This is a genomic window from Aerococcus sp. HMSC062A02, from assembly GCF_001809535.1.
Classification (GTDB): Bacteria; Bacillota; Bacilli; order Lactobacillales; family Aerococcaceae; genus Aerococcus.
The window spans coordinates 114,747-126,337 of record NZ_KV797949.1; the positions used below are offsets into that span (position 1 = coordinate 114,747).

General features: G+C 49.8%; 9 protein-coding genes. 7 read left to right on the forward strand and 2 right to left on the reverse strand.

The features are described from left to right. Positions 1-416: 416 nt before the first annotated feature. Complete coding sequence (locus HMPREF2626_RS09775; protein ID WP_070620775.1) at positions 417-1,340, reverse strand: nuclease-related domain-containing protein; 924 nt, start codon at positions 1,338-1,340, stop codon at positions 417-419. Between the two features lie 765 nt (positions 1,341-2,105). Here HMPREF2626_RS09775 and nrdD point away from each other — a divergent pair. The 7 genes from nrdD to holB all read left to right on the forward strand — a co-directional run bounded on the left by nrdD (position 2,106) and on the right by holB (position 10,415). Then, positions 2,106-4,295, forward strand: coding sequence for an anaerobic ribonucleoside-triphosphate reductase (nrdD, locus tag HMPREF2626_RS09780; protein WP_371325974.1), 2,190 nt, complete (start codon positions 2,106-2,108; stop codon positions 4,293-4,295). Continuing rightward, positions 4,295-4,864 (forward strand): anaerobic ribonucleoside-triphosphate reductase activating protein, encoded by a 570-nt coding sequence (nrdG, locus tag HMPREF2626_RS09785; RefSeq protein WP_070620782.1) that lies wholly within the window; start codon positions 4,295-4,297, stop codon positions 4,862-4,864. Before nrdD ends, nrdG begins: the two co-directional genes overlap by 1 nt. Before the next feature lie 658 nt (positions 4,865-5,522). After that, positions 5,523-7,319, forward strand: a complete 1,797-nt coding sequence (dnaX, locus tag HMPREF2626_RS09790) for a DNA polymerase III subunit gamma/tau (RefSeq protein WP_070620785.1) — start codon at positions 5,523-5,525, stop codon at positions 7,317-7,319. Between the two features lie 201 nt (positions 7,320-7,520). Further along, entirely contained in the window at positions 7,521-7,829 is a 309-nt protein-coding gene (locus HMPREF2626_RS09795) for a YbaB/EbfC family nucleoid-associated protein (protein WP_070431494.1), read from the forward strand. Positions 7,830-8,161: 332 nt separating this feature from the next. Then, the gene (recR, locus tag HMPREF2626_RS09800) at positions 8,162-8,779 is read left to right on the forward strand and encodes a recombination mediator RecR (protein WP_070620788.1); all 618 of its coding nucleotides are present in this window, start codon (positions 8,162-8,164) and stop codon (positions 8,777-8,779) included. Beyond that, positions 8,779-9,429 (forward strand): dTMP kinase, encoded by a 651-nt coding sequence (gene tmk / locus HMPREF2626_RS09805; RefSeq protein ID WP_070620791.1) that lies wholly within the window; start codon positions 8,779-8,781, stop codon positions 9,427-9,429. The genes recR and tmk overlap by 1 nt, the downstream gene beginning before the upstream one ends. Positions 9,430-9,440: 11 nt before the next feature. Further along, positions 9,441-10,415, forward strand: coding sequence for a DNA polymerase III subunit delta' (gene holB / locus HMPREF2626_RS09810; protein WP_070620794.1), 975 nt, complete (start codon positions 9,441-9,443; stop codon positions 10,413-10,415). An 88-nt stretch (positions 10,416-10,503) separates the two neighbouring features. Here holB and HMPREF2626_RS09815 read toward each other — a convergent pair whose 3' ends face one another. Next, a complete protein-coding gene (locus HMPREF2626_RS09815; protein ID WP_070620796.1) occupies positions 10,504-11,271 on the reverse strand; it encodes a GNAT family N-acetyltransferase in 768 nt (255 codons plus the stop codon). Positions 11,272-11,591 lie beyond the last annotated feature (320 nt).

Sequence of the window (11,591 nt, forward strand, 5' to 3'; positions counted from 1 at the left end):
GAATATCTGTCGATTGGTCCCCCCGAGCTCTGAGCTCGGGGGATTTTTTGGTGGGGTGGTGTAGCTAGCTGAATTGGGGTGTTAACTTTCGTCTGGAAGCTTGGAGTGAAGAATTCCGAGTCTTATGCTCGGGATTTTTGTTAGGATTTGATGGGATAATCCACAAATGGAGTATCTGTTTGTGGATTAGGCCTATCTAAGCCACAATTGAAGCCCTCGAGTGTGGGTAGAGAATGTTTAATCCACAAATACGATACTTAATTGTGGGTAGCTTATATTCAATCCACAAAGCAGAGCCTTGATTGTGGGTTAGAGCGATTTAACCCACAATCAGAAGATCCGAATGTGGGTTGAAGTTTGCATTATTCATAAATGAAGTCATTAGATCTATCCTACTATATCGAGCTAAACTAAATTTAGTATATAGCAAGGCGACTAGGCTTCGATGTATTGTCCGCATAGGGATTTTTAAACTGTCTTGGATTTTTTCCTTTTAGATAGATAAAATGCTCTTGAAGAATTTTCTGAATTTTGTAATAACTTACTTTTCCACAAGCAAAATCTTGAATAGCAGTTCCATTAAGTGTCTGATTAGGGAAAAAAAGAGCATAGTCATGAATGAGTTCTAAGATCGCTTCATCCTTAGAAATCGTTTGACCGCAAGAGCAGGACAGGTAATAGCGAAAAACATTGAGCTTTTTATGACAAACTTTGCAATGAAAACCTGGATAAAATTTTTGTAGACTTTCTAATTGATTTAAAGCAGGAGAATTTTGTATGTTATCAAGCAAATAGCAAAGAGATTTGATTTCCGGCTGGAGCTTTTCTTGGCTTAGACGTTTAAAAAATGATTGGGCCTGGTGGGGAAGTAGAACATTATTAGCTACCGAATCATCCAAATCGGGATAGTTATAGGGATTGGCAAAATATATTTTAGCTTCTAGCTTCAATGGGAGATGATGTTCTGCTAATAAATTTTCCAAAAAAAGTTGTGATTTAAGTAATTGTTGGCAGATATCCCGCTCTCCCGGATAGTTGTTGAAGGTCCAACGGCGGTCTCGACACCTAACTTGAGCGCGATAATTTTTAACTTCTATTAGGCAAAGGGTTGAAGGAAAGACGAGGAGTGAATCAATCTCTATATACTCTTCTTGGTACTGCCAATTGCGATAATGCGCGAGAGGCTGGATTTCTAGTTGGTCTAACATTTGATCGAAAGCTAGTTCCCCCTCAAACCCACGTTCGAAATAATCTAGTATTTTCTGTTCTTCTGATGTTAGATGTTGATATTTTTTCAAAGTACGAAAATATTGTAGTGTTAATGATTCTTTTCTAGTCATTTTCATCCCTCCTATTAGATATATAGGCGGTTAATAGTGATATTCACTAACTGATTTTTATTTTTTATAAATAATATATTTGAGTCAAAAAACTTTGGAGACTAGGCCACAAAAGAGTGGGCCGTGTGTGTTGGATCCAAGCAATCCGCAATTGTGGCCTTCGAGTGTGGCTTGCATTTAATCAATCCACAATTGTGATTCTCAAGTGTGTGTTGGGCCCGATCAAGCCACAATCATGATTCCCGAGTGTGTGTTGAATCCAAGCAATCCACAATTGTGACCTTCGAGTGTGGCTTATATTCAACCAACCCACAATTGTGGCCCTCGACTGTGGGTTGAATCTAAGTTAACTATAATTTGCACTCAGTGTTCTCGAATACAAACCGCAACCTCCAATCGAGCAAAATAAGATCCATCTGAACTCTCTCTACCCTCAAAAAGCCATTTCTGTATTTTCTGACCAAGCGAAGCGAGTTTTTTCAAAGAATTGTTTTCCGGTCTTCCCAGACTGTGGGGCTTTGGCGGTCTTTGTTAGGAGAACAATCTGTAAAACACAAGATATTGTACGAGATTAATGTTGAAAAACTATATGTAGTCGGTTATGATAGTTAGTGAGCTCAAGATATAGGGGAGTTAAGTCAGTCGAACCCCCTATATCTTGTGTCTAATCGATAAAGGATACACAAGTTAGAAAGAGGGATTGGGATGTTTAATGAGCAAACAACGCCAGAAATAAAGATCCAAAATATTAATTTGGAGGATTTGATGGTTGAAAAACGGGATGGGCACAAGGCTCATTTCCAGCCTTCTGCGGTTAAGCATTCGCTCGCCAAAGCCCTGGATGTGAAGGATGAGGAAGTGCTGGATAAGCTTTTCCAAGCGACCTTGGCAGAGATTTTCCAGGGGGATGCGGAGTCCCTCCAGTCTGCGGGGATTGCCCAAGCGGTGGTCTCGACTTTAGAAGACTTCGGCTATACAGAAGCCAGCCAGCGCTACCAGGTCTTCCGCCACAATAAGATGCAGTTCAATGACAAGCAGTATGATGTGTCGACCAAGCTGCAAGAATTTGCGGCAGGGGACAAGTTAGTCCTCAATGAGAATGCCAACAAGGACTCCCGGGTCTTCAATACGACCCGCGACTTGACGGCGGGGGTTTCGGCTAAGGCGATTGGGCTTTCTATGATGCCTAAGGAAGTGGCCAATGCCCACTTGAAGGGGGATATCCACTTCCATGACCTGGATTACTCGCCTTATTCACCCATGACTAACTGCTGCTTGATCGACTTCCAAGAGATGTTGTCCAATGGCTTCCACATCGGGAATGCCGAGGTCGAGTCACCCAAGTCGATCAACACGGCCTGCGCCCAGATCGCCCAAATTATTGCCAATGTGGCGTCTTCCCAGTACGGCGGCTGTTCAGCAGACCGGATCGATGAGGTCCTGGCCCCTTATGCTAAGTTGAACTTTGATAAGCATCTGAAGACGGCTAAAGAGTGGATCGAGGGTGAGAACCGTCAGCGCGAATTTGCCTACGCCCGGACCAAGAAGGATATCTACGATGCCATGCAGAGTCTGGAGTATGAGATCAACACCTTGTATTCTTCCAATGGCCAGACGCCTTTTACCACCCTTGGCTTCGGTTTGGGGACGGACTGGTTTGCCCGCGAGATTCAGCTGGCCATCCTGAATGTTCGTATCCAAGGGCTGGGCCGGGAAAAACGGACCGCTATTTTCCCTAAACTCGTTTTCACCATCCGTCGCGGAACTAACCTGGACCAGGGCGATCCCAACTATGACATCAAGCAAAAGGCCATCGAATGTGCTACCAAACGGATGTACCCGGATGTCCTCATGTACGACAAGATTGTCGAATTAACAGGGTCCTTCAAGGCGCCGATGGGTTGCCGGTCCTTCCTCCAAGGTTGGAAGGATGAACAGGGACGCGAGGTCAACAGCGGCCGGATGAACCTGGGCGTTGTGACCCTGAACATTCCGCGAATTGCCCTAGAATCTGACCACAGCAAGGACCAGTTCTGGCAAGTCTTTGATGAACGCTTAGAAGTCTTGAGAAAGGCTCTTCTCTACCGAGTGGAGCGGACCAAGGAAGCCAAGCCTGAGAATGCACCAATCCTCTACCAATACGGGGCTTTCGGAAAGCGGCTCAATGAAGAAGATGATGTCGATGAGCTCTTCAAGAACCGTCGAGCTACGGTATCTATGGGCTATATCGGCCTTTATGAAGCAGCCACTTACTTCTACGGGCCAGACTGGGAGCACAATGCGGAAGCCAAGGCCTTCACCCTGGATATCGTCAAGCACATGAAGGAAGTAGCGAACCAATGGGGGGATGACTACGGCTATCACTTCAGTATCTATTCCACCCCAAGTGAGAGTCTGACGGACCGCTTCTGCCGGCTGGACCAAGAAAAATTTGGCCAGGTTACGGACATTACGGACAAGGACTATTACACCAACAGCTTCCACTACGATGTCCGTAAGAACCCGACACCATTTGAGAAGCTCGAATTCGAAAAAGACTATCCTAAATATTGCAGTGGCGGCTTCATTCACTACTGCGAATACCCCAACATGCGGCAAAATCCTAAGGCCCTAGAAGCTGTTTGGGACTTCGCCTATGACCGGGTGGGCTACTTGGGAACCAATACGCCGATCGACCACTGCTATGCCTGCGACTTCAGCGGGGACTTTAAGCCGACCGAGCGTGGCTTCGAATGCCCACAGTGCGGCAACAACGACCCTGACAGCTGTGACGTGGTGAAGCGGACCTGCGGCTATCTGGGCAACCCCAATATCCGGCCCATGGCAAAAGGCCGCCACAAGGAAATTAGCGCCCGGGTTAAGCATATGTCAGCAGACAATGCCTTGGTCAAGGATTCTAAAGCAGACACCATCGACCTCTTGAACCAGGATGCCCAAAGAAAGGCTGATGGCTAATGCGCAACCCCAAGCCCAAAGAGTGGACAGCAGAGAAATTCAGCAAGGGTAAGATTGCCGACTACAAGCCTTTTAACTTCGTGGATGGGGATGGCGTCCGCTGTTCCATCTATGTGAGTGGCTGCCCCTTCGCCTGCAAGGGCTGTTACAATAAGATTGTGCAAAATTTCAACTATGGGGTAGACTATACCGATGAGCTGGAAGAGCGGATCCTCAACGACTTGTCCCAACCCTATATCCAAGGCCTGACCTTGCTAGGGGGCGAGCCCTTCCTCAATACCCAGGTTCTCAACCGCCTGGTCGCCAAGGTGCGCGAGCGCTTCGGGGATAGCAAGGATATCTGGTCTTGGAGCGGTTACTATTGGGAGGAATTGCTCCAGGAGACGGACGATAAGCTCTGGCTCCTCAACCATATCGATGTGCTTGTTGATGGCCGCTTCGAACTCGACAAGCTCGACTTGAACTTGCGCTTTCGCGGCAGCTCCAACCAGCGCATTATCGATGTGAAGAAGTCCCTGGCCCAGGGGGAGATGGTCCTCTGGCTGGACGGCAAGTATGATGATATTTAATGACAAAGCAGCTGACGATCCTGTTTCTGGGAAAGTCAGCTGCTTTTTTTGAAATGCTGCTAGTGAGCATGCGTTGCGCTTTTGAATTTGGTCCTTGAAGAGCCATGGCACCGGCTCGAGCCTTGGTCTCTCGCCTAGCAAGCTTCAAAGGGCTAGTACGGCTATAGCCTACTAGCCCTAATTCACATTGCTTGCTTTTCATGGCTAAGGACCAACTTCAACCGCTCCACTCCTGCTCAGAAACAAATTCCAAGCTGATTCTTATTTGGTGATTGATGGGGAAGTTGTACATGGAATTGTATGATGAGCATATGTTCCGTCTTAAGATTGATAATTAATTGTTTAGAGGGTTAAGAACGACTTATCCTGTCTTATATTTTATCCGTCAGTCGCTAAACTTCCAATGTCTAGATACCATTGGCTAGGCCAAAATTCTCACTGAATAATCAATGCTTCTCAGTATCTAATAGTATTTTTTATTCGTAAGTTGTTAACATACAAGGTCTAAACTATAGAAATAATGTGAAACAACCAATAATTCTCTAACATTTGCAGTTAAAAAGTTCACTCGGGCCAAAGTGGGGAAGTTTTGTTATAATACATAGGACAGTGGGAGGGACTTGACTCCCCAAACGAGTACAATAAAGGAGCGTTATTTATGTCTTATCAGGCTTTATACCGGGTCTGGCGGCCCCAGCGCTTTGCGGATATTGTGGGACAGGTGGCCGTTTCCCGCACCTTGCGCAATGCCATCCGCGAGGGGAAGACCAGCCACGCCTATCTCTTTACAGGGCCCCGGGGGACGGGGAAAACGTCCGCGGCGAAAATTTTTGCGAAGGCCATTAACTGCCCCAACCAGACCGATGGGGAACCCTGCAATGAATGCGCCATCTGCCAGGCCATTACCGAGGGCACCCTGGCCGATGTGATTGAAATCGACGCGGCTTCTAATAATGGGGTGGAGGAGATCCGCGACATCCGCGATAAGGTCCGCTATACGCCTACTGAAGCCCAGTACAAGGTCTATATTATCGATGAGGTCCACATGCTGTCGACGGGGGCCTTCAATGCTCTGCTCAAGACCTTGGAGGAACCGCCTGCCCACGTGGTCTTCATTCTAGCGACGACGGAACCCCATAAGATTCCTGCGACGATTATCTCCCGGACCCAGCGCTTCGACTTTCGCCGGATCCGCAATACGGATATCGAAGAGCGCCTGGCCTATATCCTCAAAAGCAATGACCAGGACTATGAGGAAGACAGTCTGAAGATTATTGCCCGGGCGGCCAATGGGGGGATGCGGGACGCCCTCTCCCTCTTGGACCAGAGCCTGTCTTTTGCGGAAGGCAGTCTGGATGCGGAGACGGCCCGCCTGGTGACGGGGACTCTGAGCGAGGACCAGATGCTGGCCTACAGTCGAGCCCTGCTTAAGCAAGATGCCCGGCAAGCGCTCGATACCCTCCATCAGATTCTCAACCAGGGCCAGGAAGCCAATCGTTTCGTCGAAGAGATGCTGGCCTTTATCCGCGACCTGCTCATGGCTAAGGAATTGGGGGGTCAAGAATCCGAACTGACCCGCCACTTCTCCCAAGCCTTCTTTGACTTGGCCAAGGATTTCCCTGACCAGGCCCTCTACCTGATGATGGACCATTTCCAGGAGGCCCAGTCGGAGCTCCGCTTTACCAGCCAGCCAGAGATCTACCTGGAAGTCCTCTCGATTCGTTTGAGTCAGAGCCTTAATCAGGCGCCAGCTCCAAGTGAGGCTCCAGGGAGTTCGCCAGTATCCCAGGAAGCCAAAGACCAGCTGGAGGCTTTGACCGCCCAAGTCAAATCCCTCCAAGACCAGATCGCCCAAGGGACTGCAGCAGTTCCAGCTAAGGGCCAGGGCAAAGCCAGTCCTAAGCGCCAAGCGGCTGGTTCAGTCAACTATAAACCTAATTACGGGCTGATTTATAAGACTCTGTCCGAGGCCACCAATACCGACCGCCATAAGATTGAAAGCGTCTGGCCTGACCTGGTGGAATCCCTGCCCAATATCCAGCAGGCCCTGCTCAAGCAGACCTATCCTGCCGCTGCCTCCCCTGAGTATTTTGTTCTACGTTTCGATTATGCCATCCTCTGTCAAAAGGTAGCTGACGACCAAGCCATCAAGGACACCGTTGCCAAACGCCTCCAGGAAGGGGTAGGCCATCCCGGTAAGATGCTCATCCTGACGAGCGAGCAGTGGAACGAAGCCCGGCAGAACTACGTCACCGCCCACAAGGCAGGGAAATTGGACGAACTCCTGGGCGACCAGGCGCCAACTGAGACCCAGCAAGACGCGCCTTCTGAGGAAAAGCCAGCTGATAGTGACCAGACCCTGTTGGAAGGGGTCCAGGCTAAGGAAGATAACCCCCTAGCGGAAGAAGCAATCAAGCTTTTCGGAGCAGATAATGTGACGGTAGTGGATGATTAAGACCGAGAGCTTATCTTTTTCTCGTCGACTGCTGCCAAGGTGTTTTTATTAAAAGTTCAGCAAAGCATTTTACCCTTCAGGCATTTTCCCTTATAATAGGAGAGAAACGTTCTCTATAGGGAACGCTAAGCGATACAGTGGACTGGCTATGACCAAGAGAAGCTCAATTAAACACAAAGGAGATTTAAAATGGCCAACAATATGATGAATATGCAAAAGATGATGAAGCAGGCACAGAAGATGCAAGCGCAGATGGAGGCTTCGCAAAAGGAGCTCGCAGCAACGACTTTTACTGGGACGGAACCGTCTGGCATGATTAAGGTGACGGTGACGGGCGACAAGAAGGTTGAAAAGATTGACCTGAAACCGGATGTGGTGGATCCTGATGATATCGATATGCTCCAAGACCTCTTACTGGAAGCAACGAATGATGCCTTGAGCCAAGTGGATGCTGCCCAAGAGAAATCTTTCGGTGGGATCAGCAAGGGCTTGTCTGGTTTAGGATTTTAACAATTTGTATTGGTGAGCATACGTTGCGCTTTTGAATTTGGTCCTTGAAGAGCCATGGCACCGGCTCGAGCCTCGGTCTCTCGCCTAGCAAGAGTCAAACGGCTCGTACGGCTAAAGCCTACGATCCGTAATTCCCTTTGCTTGCTTTTTCATGGCTAAGGACCAACTTCAACGCTTCACTCCTGCTCAAAAGTAATTGGTATAGTTTTTGGTTACTAATTACCACCATTAAAAATTAAGGAATGGTTTTAAGTTAAGAAGCACGTATGCATGGGGCCTGGCCAATCTTTGCTGGGCCTCTTCTTTATGCCTAATGATTTAAGGAGGATGAGATGCAGTATCCAGAACCTATTGCTAAGTTGATTGATAGCTTCCAGAAATTGCCAGGAATTGGGGCGAAGACGGCGGCGCGCTTGGCTTTTTTTGTTTTAGATATGCCGGAAGCGGATGTGGTGGATTTTGCTAAGGCCTTGGTCGATGTGAAGCGCAATTTAGTCTACTGCAGCGTTTGCGGGAATATTACGGAAGAAGATCCCTGTGTGCTCTGTGCTGATCAGACCCGGGACCGGTCCCAGGTCATGGTGGTGGAGCAGGCTCGGGATGTCATGTCCATGGAGCGGATGCAGGAGTACCGAGGCCTCTACCATGTCCTCCATGGCGTCTTGTCCCCCATGGAAGGGACAGGTCCGGAAGACTTGAATATTACGAGTTTACTGACCCGGCTCCAGGATGAGACTATCCAGGAAGTGATTATTGCGACCAATGCCACGGCTGAAGGTGAGGCGACGGCGACTTACTTGTCCCGCTTGATCCAGCCGGCAGGGATTAAGGTGAGTCGGATTGCTTATGGTCTGTCTGTGGGGTCAGATATTGAGTATGTTGACGAGATGACCCTCCTCCGTGCCTTGGAGGGGCGGCGGACCATGAACCAAGGGAAGGAGCAAGACTGATGCCAGGACGTTTTATCACAGTGGAAGGCCCAGATGGTTCAGGCAAAACGACCCTGATCCAAGGCCTTCTTGCCCGCTTGGAAGCTCACTTGCTTCCTGACTTGCTTGCTACTCGTGAACCAGGGGGCGAGCCCCTAGCAGAAAAAATCCGCGACCTTATCTTGGATCCTGCCCATACGGACCTAGATGCCCGGGCGGAGGCCTTGCTCTATGCAGCGAGCCGTCGCCAGCACCTGGTCCATAAGATCCAACCTGCCCTAGCAGCCGGTAAGTGGGTGGTTTGCGATCGCTTCGTGGATTCATCCATTGCCTACCAGGCTTGGGGCCGGGAGATTGGAGTGGCTGGCATTCAAGCCATCAATGACTTTGCGACGGAAGGCCAGGCGCCAGATCTTACCCTCTACTTAAATCTCTCAGCAGAAGAGGGCATTCGCCGGATTCAGACGCAGCGCTCTGACGAATACAACCGCTTGGACCAAGAGAGTATCGCCTTCCATAAGCGGGTGGTAGCAGGCTACCAAGAGCTCCTAGCTAAGGACCAAGGTCAGCGGATTAAGGCCATCGATGCCAGTCAGGCGCCAGAAGCCTGCTTGGACCAGGCTTGGAAAATCTTGCAGGCGGCTTATCCAGAAGACTTTCGCCAAGACTAGGAGGGGAGACCATGTTTCGAATTCAAGCCAAGCAGCCGGAACTCACGGCACTCATGGACCGGGTCCTCCGTCAGGGACGCTTGGGCCATGCCTATATCTTTGAAGGAGAGGCGGGGGCCGGCCAGGCGGAGATGGCTGACTATGTGGCGGCGGCCCTTTTTTGTCAGGGGGAGGATAAGCCCTGTGGCCAGTGTCGGAACTGCCAGCTCCTCGTCCAAGGCGACCTCCCTGACTTAGTCCACGTCGAGCCGGAAGGGCAGAGCCTGAAGATCGACCAGATGCGGGAGATCAAGCAGGAGCTTTCGCTAACCGCTATGGGTGGCGGGCACAAGGTCTTCATTATCCATGACGCGGAGAAGATGACCAATAGCGCGGCCAATAGCCTGCTCAAGTTCCTGGAAGAGCCCAATCCCGAAGTTTATATTTTTCTTTTGACCAGTCAAAAAGAGCGGCTCTTGGCAACCATCCAGTCGCGCTGTCAGGTGATTCACTTCAAGAGTCTGCCCCTGGACCAGGTCCGGCTGACCTACCAGGAGGCGGGGATCAGCTCGCAAGTGTCGGAATACCTGGCAGCTCTGACTTCCGACCTCAGCTTAGCCCAAGACTTGGCAGAGGATGAGGCTTTCTTAGACCAGACCAAACGTTCCTGGACCTGGCTGGAAGCCCTAGTTAAACAGGATCCCCGGGCCTTTACCATGGTGCAGACGGACTGGATCAAGCGAGACAAGGGACGGGAGACTAACCAACGCCTCCTTGAAATCATCTTGGCCTACTTGCGCGACCTGCTTATTCTCAACTACCAGGAAACAGACCAACTCATCCTGCCTTCCCGGACTTCGGCTTACCAGGACCTCCGCCGCCAGGTAAATCCCCGCCGGCTCCAAAACCAAGTCCAGCTGGCACTTAAGGCCCGGCGGATGATTCAAGCCAATGTTAGCCCCCAGGCAGCCCTAGAATATTTTGTTCTAGCGAGCTGGCAAGGCTAGTGTGTATGAATGAAAAAAGCGGCCATAATCTCCCTAACTTTCAGATAATCGCTTAGGGCAGGGAGACTTATGGACCGCTTTTTATGTTTTAAAGTGCATCTGCTTCGTCTAGAGGACGGTGGATGCGATTGACCAGACTCAAGGCCTCGAAGCCTAGTCCTTCAAAGAGAGCCATGGAAGGATTTTCGATATCCGCTAGGGCGAGGAGGGGGTTAGCAGACTGGGCGGCTTTTTCCTGGCTGAGGGCAACAATTTGGGAAGCAATTCCCTGGCGCCGGTAGTCGGGATGGACGGTCAGGTTGTCGATTTCTAGAAAGTGTCCCTGGTCGATCAGGTCCCATGTGGCAACAAGTTGCTCTCCTTGATAGGCCAGGGCTTGGCTGATCCAGGGATTCTGATAGGCCATCTGATAGCGTAAGGCTCGGCTATCTCTGAGGGCAGGAGGGGCCGCTTGGTCGAAGGGAGTTTGGAAATCTAGATAGGCCTGGAAGCTAGCTTCGTCATTGACTTCTTGCCAATCGACATGGATAGGCTCTGGTTGGATTAAGTTAGCGGGGCTCTGGAAGACTTGGTAGCTGGCTAATTGGTAGTTTTTGGCTTCGAGGGCTGCCATCAATTCATTGGGCATGCCGTGGTTTTCAGGCAGGTAGAAGCTGTAATAGGCCAGGCCCAGTTCCTCCGCATAGTCCCAGAAGATATCCTCGAGTATGTCGAGCTCCTCAGCACCAGGCATGAAGGCCAGCTGTAGGCAATTTGTTTCATAATCCTCTGCCAGCTGGGGATTGCCTAAAAAATCAAAAAGATCGGTGGGCTCGTAGTGGCTAGCATAGCTGTATAAATCAGAAAAATAGAACATGGGGATCATCCTTTCTCTATGGTGAGGCGTCTCAACTATTATAAGGTAAAATATTGGGATTAGAAAAGATCTTTCAAGTTTAATAGCAAGCTGGGAGATTTTTTGCTAGAGGGGCGGCTTGTAATCTGCCAAGCCACACTCGCACGCTCTGTTTATGCCTTGTGCTTTGCTAAGCCACACTCTGGGGCCTTGATTGTGGCTTGAAGCTTGTCAACCCACACTCCGAGCCCTTGTTTGTGGCTTACCTCCAGTGAAGAAAAGCTAAACGCCAGCCTTCACACCCTTATCTAGTCGGGTTCGCAAGAGCAGACTTGAAGTGA